The following is a 17,499-nucleotide window of genomic DNA, read 5'->3' on the forward strand; positions in this document are numbered from 1 at the left end:
CATTACTATAATTTATAACTTATTCATTTTTAATGAAATTTGTTACCTTCAGAAATAGCAACTTTTCCATTATCACAAATTAATGTAAATTCTTCTCCTGCCCTATCTTTAGTATTTAGTCTAACTCTATAACCCCAAAGTTTTCCTAAATATCTTAAAGTCTCCTTTGCATAAGATAATTCTAATTCTCTTCCATCAAATACATGTTCTAAAGTTAATGTATAATCTTTCTTATTTAAATCTATAACTCTTATATGAGGTATTCCTCCAATTCCTAATGATAAAGCTAAATTATCTCTAATACTTTTCCATCCTCTATCATCAGAAACTTCTTCAACTACAAAATCAAAATTTCTCTTTCCATATTGAAATAAATTAAGTTCCACGCAAAGTTCCTTTGTTAAATACCTTCTTATAAATGAAGAATCTCTATCTAAAGCCCTCACTTCAAAAATCTTTTCTCTTCCATATCTTTTTTCTAAATCCATAAATATTTTAAATCCAATATAATAAGGATTAAGTCTCCCCTCTATTGGAGCTACAACATCATTATGTCTTTTTAAAAATTCAAGATAAAGATCTTCTGAAAGTCCAAGTTCCCTTAAAATTGTATAATGACAAAAACATGCCCATCCTTCATTCATTGTTTTTGTTTCAATTTGTGGCAAGAAATATTCAGTTTCCCTTTTAACTATTTTTAAAATATTTTTTTCCCAGTCCTCTAATTTTCCATATTCAATTATAAAACCAAATACATCATCCCTTGGCTCTAATGGAATCTTATCTATTTCTGGCTCAGAAATTTCCTTATCCATATCTAAAAATTCTCTATTTGCTATTTTTTCTTTATAATCATTAATTCTTCTAAGTCTTATTTCCTCATCCTTTAGCTCACGAACTCCAATACTTCTTCCTATACTATATCTAATGGCATGGGCTGCATCTAAAACTTTTTCTACCTTATCATATCCAATGGAAGGATTGTTTATATAACTTCTAATTATTTCTGAATCTAGTTTAAACATTTCAAGAGACATATCTGCCCTTGTTCCCTCTTTAAATAATCTATTATTTTTAAAAAAGTCATTATGTCCATAAACATGAGCCATTGTTAATATTTGAAGTAATAATGTATTATCCTTCATAAGATAAGCTAAACAAGGATTTGAGTTTATTACCATCTCATAAGGTAATCCTGTTAAATTTAATGAGTATAAAGTTTTATTTTTCTCATAAGATTTTCCATAACTCCAATGAGGATATTTAGAAGGCATACCTACATATGCCTCATATCCTATCATTTCATTAAATCCTATTACTTCAAATTCTTGAGGGTAGTAGTTTAATCCTAATTCTTTAGCTTTTTTTTCTATTTTCTCATTCCACTTTTCTAAATCCTTTAAATTATATTCCAAAGCAACCTACTCCTCCTTAAGCTCCTCACTAAGCATAAACTTTAAAGCTTCCCATAAATCTTTCTTCTCTTTAACAACAACAGGAGTAAAATTTTCTTCTTTAATTTCTTTATTAAATCTATAATACATTGTTGTTGAATATGTTGATGGAAGTAACTCTGCATATCCAAATCTATTACTTACATCACATAATTCTTTAACTGCCTTCATTGCCTTTTCATTATCCTCTGTCCAGTTATCACCATCACTGGCGTAAACAGGATAAATATTCCACATTTCCTTTGGATAATCTTTTTTTATAACCTCTAAAGCTAAATTAATTCCACTTGATATATAAGTTCCTCCTGATTCTGCCTTGTGGAAAAATTCATATTCATTAACTCTTTTTGCAACTGTAGTATGAGATATAAATTCAAAGGCTAAATTATTATATTTTCTCCTTAAAAATCTAGATAGTACAAAGAATAAAGACCTTGCTAAATATTTTTTTGTACTATCCATAGATCCTGAAACATCCATTATAAATATCATAACTGCATTACTTTCCCTTTTTGGCTTTTGTTTAACTCTATAAAATCTTAAATCCTCTTCTCTAAAAGGAAATCTATGAAGCTTAGCCTCATCTCTTGGTATTCCAGCTTCAATTAACGCACGTTTCTTACCTTGTTTTCTTGCAATCTTTGACATTACAGTTTTCTTTTTTGCAAGTCTTGGTCTTATACCATATCTTTGGTATCCACTTCTCTTTCCTGCACTTTCTGATATTATTTCAGAATATTTTTTTCTATCTAAATTTGGAAGATTAATTTCCTCTGCTATATACTCAAGTAATTCTTCTAAAGTTATTTCTGTATCATAAATATCATCTCCAGGAGAATTTCCTGCTCCCTTATTACCTTTTCCTTGTCCTGGTTTTCCAGAACCTATTTTATCTCCACGCTTTTCTTCTCCAGTTCCTGTTGCAACTCCCTTAGAGTTTCTACCATAAACAAACTGATATTCTTTTATTCCCCTTATAGGAATTTTAAATTTTTTATTTTTTCCTTCTCCAATAATGCTTTCTTCTGATAAAATATCTCCTAAATTTTCCTTAATGGACTTTTCCACTAATTGCCTATGTCTTCTTCTATCTTCAATAGACCTATCATGTTCTACAGGATTTATTGTGTTATCTCTAAAGATTGCCATAAGACTTTAGCTAGTCCTTCCAAAGATTATTAGCTGCATATTTTAAAATCACATCACAGCAATGTAGGCAATAGCCATTCTTTTGCATTTCATCTACCATAGCATTATATTTTTCAGTTTGCTCTTTATCTCTAACTCTTGATTTTGTAATTATTCTTGAAAGATCCTTAACAGATGCCATAAGCTTCTTTTCAATTGCCTCTTTAATAGGTTCATAAGATGTATAATTAATCATTCCACCATTTCTAACTAAATAGAACATATAAGATGTAACATCTGCCCTAAATCCTTTTGCTGATGATTCTGAAACTCCAATTTGTTCCTCTATACTTCTCATAAACTCTTCATCTGGATTTAATTCCTCTCCAGTTGAAGAATCTTTTATTTTGCTCTTATTTACAAAAGCTTCAGCATTATCAATATAATTATTGAAAAGACTTTCTGCCTGTTCTCTAAAGGAATGAATAAATGCCTTTGTAATTTCTTTTTCTAAAATTTTGTTATATTCTTTTCTAACTGTATCTTGTATAAATCCTAAATAACGTTTTTTATCATCAGAGGAAATATCCATCTCCTTAACTGATTTAATTATACTTTCCATAATACTTAAAGGATTAATACAATTATGCTCTGAATTTGAAAGGGCATTATCAATTGCTTTAATTATAAATCTTGTTGATATTCCCTTCATACCTTCATAAGAACCTGCTTCTTCCCTAAGTTCTCCTATATCAATTCTCTTTGTTGATCCCTTTTCAACTATTTCCTCTCCATTATAAATTTTAAGTTTAGTAATTGGATCAACTTTATTTGAAGCAGTAAGTCTTGAAAGAATTGCAAACATTGCTGCTATATCAATTGTATGAGGTGCAATGTGAGCATTAAAGCTGCTCTTTTTTAATATTTTTTTGTAGATTTTAACTTCCTCATCAAGTTCTAAACAGTAAGGAACTTCAATTTTAACTATTCTATCTAATATAGCTTCATTTGTATGGTCTGCTTTAAATTTATTCCACTCAGCTTCATTTGAATGAGCAACAATTACTCCATCAAAATAAATCATAGAACCTTTACCTGGTGATGGAACTGACTTTTCTTGAGTTGCTGTAATAATTGTATGAAGATATTCAACATCATTTTTAAATACTTCTATAAATTCAACCATTCCTCTATTACCTACATTAAAAGCTCCATTTAATGAAAATATTCTAGGGTCATCCTCTGGATACATATCCATTTTTGAAATATCAATTGATCCTGTAAGAATAGAAGTATCTTGATTATTTGGATCAACTGGAGGTACAACTCCAATTCCTTTTCTTGATCTTATTGAGAAACCTTTCTTTTCAATTGGCATCTCTTCATATTTTCCATCATATTCATTAACAAGTCTGTATTTACATACTGGACAAAGATCTCCTTCAATTTTAACTCCTAAAAGATTTTCAAATTCTGGTCTTAAATGTTTAGGAATTAAATGAAGTGGTTCTTCATGCATTGGACACCCTTTAATGCTATAAATTGATTCACAACCTTCTAAAGCTTTCTTTAAAGATTCAACTAAAGATGATTTACCAGCACCAACAGGCCCAACTAAATATAAAACTTGTCTTGCTTCTTCCCCTTTCATTGCTGCTGAATGAAAATAATTAACTAATTTCATTAATACTTTATCAATTCCAAAAAAATCGTCCTTAAAAAATCCATACTTTCTTATAACGTCATTTCCATAAATTCTTTTTACTTTATAATTTTCTTCCCCTTTTAGTGTTTCAACTCCCTCTTTTTTTATAATGTCATATAATCTCTTATGAGAAAGTTTTGCTATATCTGGATTTTCCTTTACTATTTCCAAGTAGTCTAAAAAGTTACCATTAAATTTTTCCTTTTCTCTACTTTCTCTATCAATTTGAATAAATTCTTTAAAGTCCATATTCTAAACCCCTCCCTTTAATAAAATATATTCATGTAATTCACTAATCTATGACAAAAAAAAGAATTAGAAATGTAAACTTTCTAATTCTTTTTTATATTTTTAATTTTTATTTGAAGGGTCTATTTTAAATTTAAATTTATCTAATAAATATTTTAAGGTTATATTTTAGTAATAAGTGTACATACTTATATTTAGTTTATCTTTTATAAAATTTTTTATTTTTTTATATGTGTTCTCTGATAATAATGCTTCTATAGTAACATTATTTGAAAAATTTGAATTTTTTATTTCATCATTATTTTCCTCAATTATATTTTTTATTGGAGCAAACATATTATATGAACACTCTAAAAATACCCCTATCTTTTCTTCCTCTAAATCCTCCTCTATCTCTTCTCTATAATTTGCACGACAAACACTACTATCTATTGAATCTAATATATAAAACCTAAGTTTATTACTTCTTGGAAATTCTCTTTTTTCTATAGTCTTTAATAATTTTTTAAGTTCCTCTTTTGATAAATCTTTAAATTCTTCTTTATGAAATCCATATTCATAAAGATTATATTTATTTTCTAACTTTTCTATTATCACTTTTCTATTTTTCTTATATGATCTTATATCTAAACAATTATAAGGCTTTAAATCTTCTAACCTCTTCATTGAATCAAAAACAAAATTATCAATAGCTATCAAATTTACCACCTCTATTTCTTATACTTAAATTATACAACTTTGTTTGTTATAAGTTATATATTGTTTTTTTATATTTATAATATTAATTAACTTATATATAAGCAAGTTTCACTACCCTAAAATTTCCTCATTTATTTTCCATCCATATATGTATAAACTAACTATTTATAACTAACTATATTAAAGATTAAATAATAATTATATGAGGTGCAAAATAATGAAAAAATCTATTAAAATTTGTTTATTTATATTTTTATCTATGGTATTTTCCTTTAACCCTATTATTGCTAACTCTAAAATTATTTCTGATGTAAATCTTGTAGAGGATTCATTAAGAATAGATACACTACCAAAAAACTTTCGTAAAAGCTCTGATAAAATATATTCTAATGAAAATCTTAATTTATATGGCTTAGATAATTTAAATATTTCAGGTAGTGGACAATTTTCTAAAAATGGACTTTCTTTAATTAAAGATTCTATTGGTAATAAAATGCCTATAACAATTGTTGATTTAAGACAAGAATCACATGGATTTATAAATGGTATTCCTATTAGTTTTGAAAATGCACTAAATAATGCAAATGTATGTTTAAATACAGAGGAAGTTTTAAAAGATGAAATAAATAGATTAGAGTCTATAAAGCTAAATTCTCCTATAACTTTTTATAATACTAAAAAAACTATTATTCCAAAGGAAGTAGAAACTGAGGCTACGCTCACTAAAAATAATGAACTATCATATATTCGCATTCCCGTTACAGATGGTAATTTACCAACAGATGATATGGTAAATTATTTTGTGGATTTTGTGAAAAAACAACCTAAAAATAGTTGGCTTCACTTTCATTGTAAAGAAGGAATAGGAAGAACTACTACATTTATGATAATGTATGATATTATGAAAAATTATAATAATGTAAGTTTAAATGATATTATTAATCGCCAAATACTATTATCAAAACTAACGGAAAATAATACTAAAGATTTTTATACAGGAAAAAGATTTGAGTTTTTAAATAAATTTTATAATAAATGTAAAGAAAATAATTATTTTGTTTATTTAATATTTAATTAACCCAAAATGCACTTAGTTAAAATTACACAACATTTAAATGTATAAGCTTAACTAAGTGCATTTTTAATAAACTTAAAATAAAATTTCTAATTTAAAATCTAATTTTTAGTATAAAAATTATTTAATATTATCTTTTAATTCTTTAGCAAATTCTTCTGCTTCTGCTGCTTCTTCCTTTGCTTCATTATCTAATTCCTTATTTATAGCTTTTCCTAATTTGTCAGCTTCTTTTTCATCTTCTTTATAAGCTTTACTATTTTCATTTACTACTTTTAGATCTTCTTCAGCCTTATTCTTAATTTCTTCTTTTAAGTTGTTTATATCTTTTTTCATTTTAAAAACCTCCTCAAAACTTCTAATCTTTAAGTTTCTTAATTTTTATAGTTTTATTATAACAACTATTTTTATTAAAGAATCACTTTTGAATTAACTTTAATTTAAAAGCATAAAATTATTTACAATTCAAATTTTTTATTCATTTTTACTTATTTATTCATTTTTTGTAAATATAACTATTATTTTTCCATAATTTATGATATTATTTTAATGATTAACTAAAAAAGGGGGAAATGCTTTGATTCAATTAAAAAATGTAACTAAAGAATATACCAAGGGATTTAAAGCTGTAGACAATTTAAATTTAGATATTAAAGATGGTGAAATTTTTGGTATCTTAGGTCCTAATGGTGCTGGAAAAACTACTACTATAAGTATGATAACTGGTATTTCTGAATCTACTACAGGAGAAATTACAATAAATAATATTGATATAAAAAAAGAGCCTGTAAATGCAAAGATGCAATTTGGTTATGTTCCTGATAGTCCTGATATGTTTTTAAGATATAAAGGAATAGAATATCTTAATTTTATGGGGGATGTATACGATGTAGATACAAATATTAGAAAAACTAGAATAGAAGAATTAGCTAAAAGATTTGAAATGGAACATGCCCTAGGAGATAAAATTCAAAGTTATTCTCATGGAATGAGACAAAAAATTATAATAATGGGTGTTTTAATACATAATCCAAAAGTTTGGATATTAGATGAGCCTCTTACAGGTTTGGATCCAAAATCTTCTTACTTATTAAAAGAAATGATGAGAGAACATGCTAATGCTGGAAATACTGTATTATTTTCAACACATGTTTTAGAAGTTGCAGAAAAAATATGTGATAGAGTTGGTATAATTAAACAAGGAAAACTTATATTTGTTGGTACTTTAGAAGAGTTAAGAGAAGAATTTAAAGGGGATGATTCTTTAGAAAAGATGTTCTTGGAGATGACAGAAAATGAATAGGATTAAAATATTAACTAAATACTTTTTAGGAAACTCTTTTAATAATGCCTCTTCTGGTATAAAATCTAAAAAATTAGCAACCTTTTTATATATTTTAATTTTATTTGGGTTATCTATGCCCTTTTGCAATATGATAATGAATATGTATGAACCTTTTTCTAAAATAGGTCAAGAAGGTTTCTTACTTTCATTTATATTTTTATTTGGCTCTTTAATTATACTACTTTTAGGAATTTACGATATATTAGACTCCTTTTTCTTTTCAGATGATGTAGAACCTTTAATGCCTATGCCTTTTAAAAGTAGTGAACTTATGATAGGTAAATTCATAACAACTTTAATAGATATGTATATTTATTTGTCTATTATAATACTACCTCTAATTGCTTTTGGTGCATTAAAAAAAGCTGGTATAACATACTTTTTAATGTTAATTCCAGTATATTTACTATCACCTATAGTAACAATTATATTTTGTATTTTAATAATAATGCTTTTAATGAGTTTTATAAATATATCCAAGCATCAAAATCTATTTAAAATAATATTTAGCACTTTAGGTATTGTTATTATGCTTTTCTTATATTCTTTGAATTCTAATAGTATGAGTTCTGAAAATGTTTCTAAGGCTATGCAGTCAAATAATGGCCTTATTAATTTAAGTAACAAAATATTTATTACAAATATTTTTAGCACTAAAGCCTTAATTTATAGTAATTCTTTAAAGGGATTATTAAACTTAGGTTTATTAATATTAATTTCAGCAATTGCATTAATAATATCTTGCTATTTAGGTAAAATTTTATATACTAAAACTTTATCAAAAAGAACAGATACCTTTAGTAAAAGGGAGAACATTTTAGAAAAACAAGGAAATAAAGTTATTGTTCAAAACTCTAAAATTAAAACACTTATCTTAAGAGAAATACGAACAATATTAAGAGAGCCTAGTAACTTTATAAATTGTGTTGTAATGCTTATTTATATGCCTATATTTGTTTGTGTATTTTTTATAAAAGGAAATATTTTTGATGGAGCATCACAAGAAAAGATAAACATTATTGTAATGGCAGCTACTTTCTTAGCAATTTCTTTAACAATATCAGGAAATGCTGTTGCTGCTACTGCTTTAAGTAGAGAAGGTAAAGATATACTTGTATCAAAATACATACCTGTTAGCTACAAAACACAAATTCACTCTAAAATAATATTAAGTTTTGCTATAAATGGATTATCAATACTATTAGGTATAGGAATATTAATATACGCTAAAGTTTCTCCATTAATATTTGTACTTAGTTTAATAATACAAATACTAACTGTAATTACTATCTCTTTAAGTGAAATGCTTTTAGATTATACAGCACCAAAACTTAATTGGGTAGATATTAAAAATCTTTATAGTAAAAATTTTAGACCTTTACTTATTATGCTTGTATGCTTAATTTTAGGTATTGTAAATATATATCTAGGCATTGCATTAAGTCCATTTATTATATTTTTAGTTGATGGAATAGTTCTATTAATATCAATAGTTTTATTATATAAATTTTTAATAAAATTTGGTATTAAAGCTTATGAAAAAGATTATTTATAAAAGTATTTATATAAAATCTTACACTAAAAAATACTAATAAATTAACTATATTTTTTAATTAATCCTTAAATGACTTTAAATTCATTTAAGGATTAATTATTATTTATTAAAATCTAATATATTTTTATGTCTTTTATAACTATCAAAATTTCTTATTTATTATATAGTCCCTAAAATCTTTAATAGTATTATTTTTACACTTTTCTTTATTCCAAGCCATATATATAGTTTTATATCCAATATCTTCTTTTATATTAATTATAGATATTTTACTTGTACTTATACTTGGAGTATATGGAACTATTGTAATTCCAGCCCCTGCAGATACTAATCCCATTAGCATACTTGCCTTATTAGGCTCCACTGATATTTTTGGTGTATATCCAATAAGTTCAGAGTAAGAAATCCTTTTATTTTTTAAATTATTATTTAGTATAATAAAAGATTCTTCTTTTAACTCCTTTAGTGAAACCTCCATTCTGTTAGAAAGACGATGCCCCTTTGGAACAATTAAAACATACTTTTCTTTTTTTACAAGTACAGCCTTAAGCTCTGGATAATTATCAATAAAATTAATATCATCAAAAAATGCTAAATCAATGTCACCCTTATTTAAACTATTTAAAATTTCTAAAGTAGAACCATTATCAAATTGAAATTTAACATCTGGATTTTTATTTAAAAAATCACTTAATATAAAAGGAACAAAGGTAGAACCTATACATTCAGTAGATGAAATTATTATTTTTCTTTCATTATTTTTTTGTATATTATTTATTTCTTCAATACCTTTTTCAATATTAAATAATGCTAACTCAACATATTTTAAAAACACCTCTCCTGATTCAGTAATCTTAATATTTCTACCTTCCCTTTCAAATAAATCTATTTCTAACTCTTTTTCAAGTTTTAATATTGATTTACTTAATGCAGGTTGAGTTATTAACAATTTACTAGAAGCTATTGTAAAATTTTTAGTTTCTGCTAACATCTTAAAATATTCTAATTGTTGTAAGTTCATAAATGCCTCCCTCTTAATTATCATAACTAAATTTCATACTATTATGAATATTAGTAATTAGACTACCTAAGTTATACAGTGATATAATAGCAATAAATTAATTTTAAATCTAGTATTTTATATGACTTTTATTTATATATAATCTTAAATTTTATATAATATAAAAATTTTATAACATACATTTAAGGAGAGGATTATTAATGTTTAGTGTATCTAGTGAAAAATGTATAGGTTGTTCAAAATGTATTAAAGATTGTCCAGCAAATGATATATTCCTTAAGGATGGTAAAGCTATTATTAAAAATAAAAATTGTTTTAAATGTGGTCATTGTATTGCTATTTGTCCAGTTAATGCTGTATCAACAGATGATTATAATATGGATGAAGTAAAAGAATATAATGAAGAAGACTTTAAAATAGATTCTTCTAAATTATTAAACTTTATTAAATTTAGAAGAAGTGTTAGACAATTTAAAAATAAAACTGTTGAAAAAGAAAAAATAGAAAAGATAATTGAAGCTGGAAGATTTACTCAAACTGCAAAAAATAATCAAGATGTATCATATATAGTTGTTACTGAAAATCTTCAAAAATTAAAAGAATTAGCTTATAAAAGTTTAAAAGAAAAAGGAGACTATTTACTTAAAAATCTAACTCCTCAAACAGAACATCTAAAAAGATATGCTCTAATGTGGAGTAACATGTACGAAAAATATAAACTAGATCCTATAAATAATGATAAACTTTTTTTCAATGCTCCTGTTTTAATAATAGTTACATCTAAAAATCCATTAGATGGTGGATTAGCTTCTTCAAATATGGAACTTATGGTTAATTCATTAGATTTAGGTACTTTTTTTAGTGGTTTTTTCCAAGTTGCTGCTAAAGATAATAAAGAAATTTTAGATTTTCTTAAAATTAAGGATACAAATATAGCTTCATGTATGGTAATAGGTTATCCTAATGTTAAATACCAAAGAACAATACCAAGGAAAGAAGCAAATATTTATTGGTATTAAAAGTAATAAATAAAATTTAAAATAATAAACCTTAAAGAAAATATACTAATCTTTAAGGTTTATTATTTTTACTTTTACTAAAGTACAACTTTATTTATTAAGTATTTTAGAAACACATTCTTTTCTCATATAATTTAAGGTAATTACTTCACCTATTTCACTATAATAATTAATTAATATTTTACCTAAATTATATCTTTCTTGAAAAGGTGTTGTTTTAAATTGTACAGCTTGTATATCTTTTTTATCTAAAATATATTTAGTTCTTACAAAGCCTCCATTAACTGCCTTTATTTTATTTTTAGATATTTTTAAATTTAAGTTTTTACCTTTAAGTATTGAAGATGGTATTACAATTAATAAAAGAATATTTACTAAAAATACATAGTTAGTCTTAAAAATTAAATACCCTATTAATGATATTAAAATAACTATAATAGATGGCTTTAAAACTAGCATTAATTTCCCTTTATTTATTCCATCTCCATCTCCTTCTATTATCCAATCTGGAAGTAATTCCTGTAATAAATTAAAAAGTTCCTTTTCCTTGCCTATTGGATATAAAATTATATTTTCATCTCCAATGCCTGTATAACCTTTAACAACTACACTAAGTTCATGAATTTTAAATATTTGTCTTAAAAGATTTGATCTTAACCTTACCATTTTTACATTATTTATGTTAAATGAAAATTCTCTACTATTTATAAGACCATATTTTACTTTTATAGTATCTAAGTCCTTTGAAACAGTAAAATCATAATATTTAATCATATAATAAATAACTGCTATACATTTAAGAATAATAAGCAAAATTAATATTCCAAGTATACCAAAAAATAATGACATATGTTCTGATAAATATGAAGTAGAATTTGAAATAACATCATTTACCTTACTATCTTTAATGAATCTTTCTAAAATATTGTACCCCTTAAAAATAAGAATTATGATAATTATTATATTAAATGTTGTTAATCCATATTTAAATAATTCTTTATTACTTGCTTTTTTAACATATGTATTCTCTTTAAATTTATCTTCTTTTTCTTTATATGTATTTTCTTTATTTTCTAAAACTTCTATCTTTTCTAAACTTTCACCATAAGGATTTTTTGAAAATGCAAAATCTTTTAGTATATTTATTTTTTCTTTTGATAAATATATTTTTATCTCATCTAAATCTGCATCTTTAACTGGACTTTCTATTTTTACCTTGCTATATCTTAAAAGTTTTTCTAATAAATTTACTGATATGTCCATAGATTTTATATTGTTTTTAGGAATTATTATTGTATTTTTAGAAAAAATCCCATAGTGATATCTAGCCTCTTCTTCACTTAATAAAAAATACTGGTTAAACCATTTCCAAACAATATAAGCTATATCTAATATTAATATTACTGGTACTATTAAATAAGCCCATTTTTTCATAGAGACAATTGCAAAGATAATTAAAACAATATTTTCTTTAAGACTTAAAATAGCTCTGTAAATTATACTTTTTATATCATTTCTAATTTTGATTCCATTATTTAAAGAAGTTTCATTATGATTAATTTTACTTTTCATAACTAAGATAACAACTCCTCTTTAACATTTTCATTAATCTTTTTTCTTAGAAATTCAACTATTTTATCTACTTCTTTTCTATCTAAATTGGGTATTTCAAAATCTCCACCAGCAGTTCCAATTTTTACAGAAGCAAGATTAAAAATTCTGTTTATAGGACCTTCATTTAATTTTATATTTTGTATTCTAACTATTGGAATTGTTACACTTTCAGTAAAAAATATACCTTCTCTAAAATAAATTTCATCTTCATTAATTTTATAGCTCCATTGTTTATATTCAAAAAATGGTTCAATATAAGCTTCAATAGTAGTTAATCCTATTATTATAAAAGAAATTATATTTATTACTTTTATATGCTTAGAAACAAAATTACTTACCCAGGAAATATTCATATTAGGTATTAAAAATCTTATCCCAATATAAATAAGTATTAATACTAATAAATATATTGTTCTTGAAAATATCCAAGACTTAACAGCATTATTACTTAACTTTTTTTCTATACTCATTTTTCTCCCCCTTTAAAGATTCTTTCATTTATCAAATTATCATAAAATATACTATTTAGTCAATTTTTATAATTTTTACAACATTTATAATTTATAATTTTAAAAAGGTATCAAATTAAATAATTTGATACCTTTTTTTATTAAATTAACAATTTAAATTTTAAATTATATTATAAATTTTTCCTATTAATTGTAGCTTTCACTTAATATATAATCTTTACTTAAATGTTTTTGGAATAAATTCATCTGCTTTAGCTTTTGGTTCTCCAAAAACTGCCTTTGCACTTTCCACTAATGGATTATGATTTATATGTTTCTTTTTATTTTTCTTTTTAACCATAATTATCACCTCAAAAATAATTTGTACAAATTCTCTATATATTATGCAAAAAGAATTATTATTCTGTAATATACTAATTTTTTAAGAATATTTATTAATAAAGATAACTCCTAACTTTATATGAATATAAAAAGAAGGTGTAAATATGAATTATAATAAAAAAATTTATTTTATAAAAGATTTATTAGATAATTACTTAAAATTTGAAATTAATAATAATAATCTAATTATAAAAAATTTAAATGAGCCTATTGAAAAAAGAGAGTTTATAATAAAAAAAGATGTTATTGACTATTCCTTATATATAGAAGCAATAAATAAAATACACATATTTTATATAAACTCCATTGGAGATTTAAATTATTTTAACTATCCTAATTACTTAGAAAATATAAAAATTTTAAATGTAAAAAATGATTTTCCTTTAAACAACTTAAATATAAACATATTCAATTGTAATATTTTTACCACCATAGATTATTTCTCAAAAAATACTCTTATTCTTAAATGGAATAACCATAATACTCCTTATTCAAATAATTTAAAGGATATATTATCTTTTAATACCAATAATTTTTCACCTAAAACATTTAAAAATAATAATATTACAAAATTACAAACTTTAAAAGAAAACAATATTATAAGTCCTGAAGATGAATACACTAAATCTTTACTTACAGAAATATCTAAAAAGGATAATAAAATTAAAGAACTTATGACTACAATGCTTAATTCTGAAAACCATATAAAAACATTAAAAAATGAATATAATAATTTACAATTAAATTTAAATATAAAAATAAGCTCTCTCTTAAAACTTCTTGAAGAAAAAAATAACATAATATTAAGCTTATCTAATATAATTAATAAAAAATAAGTCCCTATATAACTTGAAGGGACTTATTTTTTAATTTAATTATTGAGGATTGCAATTTCCTCCTGCTTGAACATTACAGTTTGGAAGTGTAAAGAACCCAGATACTTGTAATCCTTTAAGAACTCCATTACAATTTAGATTAGTAACTGGATTGAAAGTTACTGTAGTACAATTACAGTTTGTAAGTTTTTGACGAATTCTTTCACATGCAGCATTAGCATCCGCTTGATTACATCTAGTACATATAACATTATTTACACATACTGAATCACTACAACATAAGTCCATTAAGAAATTAGGATTGCTAAAACATTCTGTAGAATTAACTGCATGATTTATAAGGAATGGAATACATCCTACAATTCTAACATTGTATAAAGTAACTGGTATAGGACAACCACAAACAGTAACATTTGCACTACAAGGTTCTACAACACATCTTAAACAATCTGTACTAAAAAGAACTCTTAAAAAATCTTGAGGAACAATTCCTAAATTTCCAGGTACATTTAAAATACAACAAAAATCAACTCTACGATTAGATGGACATCCTGGGATACATCCTTCTATCTGTCTACTTTCTAAAGTATTTTCTTCTAATTTACAATATTCTTTTTCTTCTTTAACTAACGGAACTTCACGTTTTATTAATTCTTTTTCTTCCAACTTAACACTTGTTTTTTCTTCTTCGTTTAAAGTAACTGCAATTTGATCACTTAAATTGTCTATTTCCATAATTAATTCTTGTATATCCTTCATCCTAATTCTCCTTTATAATTAAATATTTTCCCATTATCTTCTATATATTGTCTATAATAATATACTATTGATATATTCAAAAAAGGTACTCATTTTTCTGTATTTTTTATATAAGTTTTATCATATTCTATATAAATAGAACTTTTTTATGAAAGGAGATTCATGATTGAAAGAAAGAACCTTTATATAATAAATAATAACTCTAATGACATATTTAATTTTATATATAATAAAAAAACTGGTATAGCATATAGAATCTTCAAGGAAAATCAATGGTCAGATTATAATATTATTGCAGAAAATTGTAATGAAAACTTCCATTTAGCTTTACTTCCTAATGGTCTTATTTATCTTTTTTATGTTGATATTAAAGGAAATCTTTTATTAAAAATATATGATAATTCAAATTGGAGCAAAGAACTAGTTCTCCAAAAAAGTAAAAATAATATATATAAAATGGATTTTAAAATTGCTACAGTTGGCAATGAAATTCATATAATATATATGATTTTAAATAAAAATGATAACACACAAATATTATCTCACCAAAAAATTCAGAAAATAGATAAAATATCTCATATTAAAATAATTGATGTATTAAAATTCAACAGTAATAATTTCTTTAATATCTATGTTAATAACAAGGAAAATTTATATATAGTTTATCAAAGGTTTACCAATCAATATGCAATTGGATACAAAGTTTTTAATTTAAAAGATAATACTTATTCTGATTTTAATAATATTGATACAAAAACTGACTATTTTTCAAATTTTACTTTTTCATTTATAACTGAAGACTCCATTTTTTCTATAGAAAATAAATCAACAAAAAATATTTATGTTAATGAAAATCTAATAACTGAACTTACTGATAAGTTAAAAAAAGAGGAAACTAGAAATATATTTCAAGAAAATAAGCTATGTGATATAAAGGATAATTTAAATAAATTTTTAGATAATAAAAAGCTTTTATTTGAAAATATAGACTTTCTTCAAGAAAATTTAATTAGTAAAGAGGAAAAAATAACAAAATTAGAAAATTTAAATATGGAAATTAATAAAAAAGTCCTTAACTTAAATAAGGAAATATTGGAACTAAAAAAAGAGCTAGATAAGACTAATTCTCCACTAAAAAAGTTATTAAATAATATATTAAAAAAATTTAATGAAAATACTTAATAATAATAAAGTCTGTAGAAAAATTTGTTTTTACACAAGTTCTCCTACAGTCTTCCATTTTATCTATTAAATTATATTTTTTATATAGTACAAACTAGCCCAATACTTTCTACTATCTCTTTATAACAATTCATTTTTTCTTCTGTTGGACTCTTAAGTCCTTTTAATGTATATTCTTCTCCTATTGCCTCATATTTATTTTCCCCATAATTATGATATGGCAATAAATCTATCTGCTTTACTGTTTTTAATTTTTTTGCAAATTCTGCAATAGCTCTTATATTTTCTTCACTACTATTAAAACCTTCTATAACAGGTACTCTAATAATCATTTCTTTAGCTATATTATCAGTTATTTTTATATTTTCTAATATTTTTTCATTAGGTACTCCTGTGAATTTCTCATGTATTTTGCTATCCATATGTTTTATATCCACCATAACTAAATCTATATAAGGTATAACTTTTTTAACAGCCATATTATCTACATACATAGCAGTTTCAATAGCAGTATGCCATCCATATGATTTACATTCCTTTAAAAGTTCCACTGCAAAATCTGGCTGCAAAAGTGTCTCTCCACCTGAAAGAGTTATTCCTCCACCTGATCTTCTATAATGAATAGCATCCTTTTTAAGTTCTTCTATTACATCAGAAACAGTTACAGTTTTACCAACTACCTCTAAAGCTTCTGTTAAACAATTTTCTGCGCATTTAAGACAGCTATTACATTTAGACTCATCTATTATTTTATCTCTTCCTATTTTTATAGCATCTATTTCACATATATCCTCACATTGCTTGCAGCTTATACATAAACTTTTATTGTACATAATTTGTGGCTTAACCTTTTGTGATTCTGGATTACTACACCATAAACATGACATTGGACATCCTTTAAAGAAAACTATACTTCTTGTTCCCGGTCCATCATGTAGTGAAAATTTCTGTATATTAAATATAACCCCTTTTTTATTATCTCCTATCATGTTTATTCTCCTCTATAA

Annotated in this window: 17 protein-coding genes; 6 read left to right on the plus strand and 11 right to left on the minus strand. The window is 24.2% G+C overall.

The window, feature by feature from the left end; all coding sequences use genetic code 11:
* Positions 1-29: 29 nt before the first annotated feature.
* The 4 genes from J2S18_RS12190 to J2S18_RS12205 all read right to left on the minus strand — a co-directional run bounded on the left by J2S18_RS12190 (position 30) and on the right by J2S18_RS12205 (position 5,235).
* The gene (locus J2S18_RS12190; protein ID WP_307487238.1) at positions 30-1,415 is read right to left on the minus strand and encodes a SpoVR family protein; all 1,386 of its coding nucleotides are present in this window, start codon (positions 1,413-1,415) and stop codon (positions 30-32) included.
* A gap of 6 nt (positions 1,416-1,421) precedes the next feature.
* Positions 1,422-2,603: a sporulation protein YhbH gene (yhbH, locus tag J2S18_RS12195; RefSeq protein ID WP_307487239.1), complete on the minus strand. Its 1,182-nt coding sequence runs from the start codon at positions 2,601-2,603 to the stop codon at positions 1,422-1,424.
* A gap of 10 nt (positions 2,604-2,613) precedes the next feature.
* Positions 2,614-4,536 carry a PrkA family serine protein kinase gene (locus J2S18_RS12200; protein WP_307487241.1) on the minus strand — a complete coding sequence of 641 codons (1,923 nt, stop codon included), beginning with the start codon at positions 4,534-4,536 and terminating at the stop codon, positions 2,614-2,616.
* 168 nt (positions 4,537-4,704) lie between these two features.
* Positions 4,705-5,235, minus strand: a complete 531-nt coding sequence (locus tag J2S18_RS12205; protein ID WP_307487242.1) for a DUF1949 domain-containing protein — start codon at positions 5,233-5,235, stop codon at positions 4,705-4,707.
* Between the two features lie 217 nt (positions 5,236-5,452).
* On the opposite strand from J2S18_RS12205, the gene J2S18_RS12210 reads away from it, so the two are divergent.
* Positions 5,453-6,313, plus strand: coding sequence for a fused DSP-PTPase phosphatase/NAD kinase-like protein (locus tag J2S18_RS12210; RefSeq protein ID WP_307487244.1), 861 nt, complete (start codon positions 5,453-5,455; stop codon positions 6,311-6,313).
* A gap of 117 nt (positions 6,314-6,430) precedes the next feature.
* On the opposite strand, the gene J2S18_RS12215 is transcribed toward J2S18_RS12210, so the two are convergent.
* The gene (locus tag J2S18_RS12215) at positions 6,431-6,646 is read right to left on the minus strand and encodes a hypothetical protein (RefSeq protein WP_307487245.1); all 216 of its coding nucleotides are present in this window, start codon (positions 6,644-6,646) and stop codon (positions 6,431-6,433) included.
* 241 nt (positions 6,647-6,887) lie between these two features.
* On the opposite strand from J2S18_RS12215, the gene J2S18_RS12220 reads away from it, so the two are divergent.
* Together J2S18_RS12220 and J2S18_RS12225 are read left to right on the plus strand one after the other, a co-directional pair.
* Positions 6,888-7,613 carry an ABC transporter ATP-binding protein gene (locus J2S18_RS12220; protein WP_307487247.1) on the plus strand — a complete coding sequence of 242 codons (726 nt, stop codon included), beginning with the start codon at positions 6,888-6,890 and terminating at the stop codon, positions 7,611-7,613.
* Positions 7,606-9,210, plus strand: a complete 1,605-nt coding sequence (locus tag J2S18_RS12225; RefSeq protein WP_307487248.1) for a putative ABC transporter permease subunit — start codon at positions 7,606-7,608, stop codon at positions 9,208-9,210. Before J2S18_RS12220 ends, J2S18_RS12225 begins: the two co-directional genes overlap by 8 nt.
* 142 nt (positions 9,211-9,352) lie before the next feature.
* Here the strand turns inward: J2S18_RS12225 and J2S18_RS12230 are convergent, their stop codons facing one another.
* Complete coding sequence (locus J2S18_RS12230) at positions 9,353-10,231, minus strand: LysR family transcriptional regulator (protein WP_307487250.1); 879 nt, start codon at positions 10,229-10,231, stop codon at positions 9,353-9,355.
* 200 nt (positions 10,232-10,431) lie between these two features.
* On the opposite strand from J2S18_RS12230, the gene J2S18_RS12235 reads away from it, so the two are divergent.
* Positions 10,432-11,250 carry a nitroreductase family protein gene (locus J2S18_RS12235; protein WP_307487252.1) on the plus strand — a complete coding sequence of 273 codons (819 nt, stop codon included), beginning with the start codon at positions 10,432-10,434 and terminating at the stop codon, positions 11,248-11,250.
* 90 nt (positions 11,251-11,340) lie between these two features.
* Here J2S18_RS12235 and J2S18_RS12240 read toward each other — a convergent pair whose 3' ends face one another.
* The 3 genes from J2S18_RS12240 to J2S18_RS12250 all read right to left on the minus strand — a co-directional run bounded on the left by J2S18_RS12240 (position 11,341) and on the right by J2S18_RS12250 (position 13,674).
* Entirely contained in the window at positions 11,341-12,822 is a 1,482-nt protein-coding gene (locus tag J2S18_RS12240) for a PH domain-containing protein (protein WP_307487253.1), read from the minus strand.
* A 2-nt stretch (positions 12,823-12,824) separates the two neighbouring features.
* The gene (locus J2S18_RS12245) at positions 12,825-13,328 is read right to left on the minus strand and encodes a PH domain-containing protein (protein WP_307487324.1); all 504 of its coding nucleotides are present in this window, start codon (positions 13,326-13,328) and stop codon (positions 12,825-12,827) included.
* 223 nt (positions 13,329-13,551) lie between these two features.
* Positions 13,552-13,674: a CPC_1213 family protein gene (locus tag J2S18_RS12250; RefSeq protein WP_307487255.1), complete on the minus strand. Its 123-nt coding sequence runs from the start codon at positions 13,672-13,674 to the stop codon at positions 13,552-13,554.
* A 145-nt stretch (positions 13,675-13,819) separates the two neighbouring features.
* On the opposite strand from J2S18_RS12250, the gene J2S18_RS12255 reads away from it, so the two are divergent.
* Positions 13,820-14,551, plus strand: a complete 732-nt coding sequence (locus J2S18_RS12255) for a hypothetical protein (protein ID WP_307487256.1) — start codon at positions 13,820-13,822, stop codon at positions 14,549-14,551.
* Positions 14,552-14,590: 39 nt separating this feature from the next.
* On the opposite strand, the gene J2S18_RS12260 is transcribed toward J2S18_RS12255, so the two are convergent.
* On the minus strand, positions 14,591-15,310 hold the full coding sequence (locus J2S18_RS12260) for a hypothetical protein (RefSeq protein ID WP_307487257.1): 720 nt from the start codon (positions 15,308-15,310) through the stop codon (positions 14,591-14,593).
* Between the two features lie 162 nt (positions 15,311-15,472).
* On the opposite strand from J2S18_RS12260, the gene J2S18_RS12265 reads away from it, so the two are divergent.
* Positions 15,473-16,492, plus strand: a complete 1,020-nt coding sequence (locus J2S18_RS12265) for a hypothetical protein (RefSeq protein ID WP_307487259.1) — start codon at positions 15,473-15,475, stop codon at positions 16,490-16,492.
* Positions 16,493-16,572: 80 nt separating this feature from the next.
* Here J2S18_RS12265 and J2S18_RS12270 read toward each other — a convergent pair whose 3' ends face one another.
* Positions 16,573-17,481, minus strand: a complete 909-nt coding sequence (locus tag J2S18_RS12270; RefSeq protein WP_307487261.1) for a glycyl-radical enzyme activating protein — start codon at positions 17,479-17,481, stop codon at positions 16,573-16,575.
* Positions 17,482-17,499 lie beyond the last annotated feature (18 nt).

It is taken from the genome of Eubacterium multiforme, from assembly GCF_030813415.1.
Classification (GTDB): domain Bacteria; phylum Bacillota; class Clostridia; order Clostridiales; family Clostridiaceae; genus Clostridium; species Clostridium multiforme.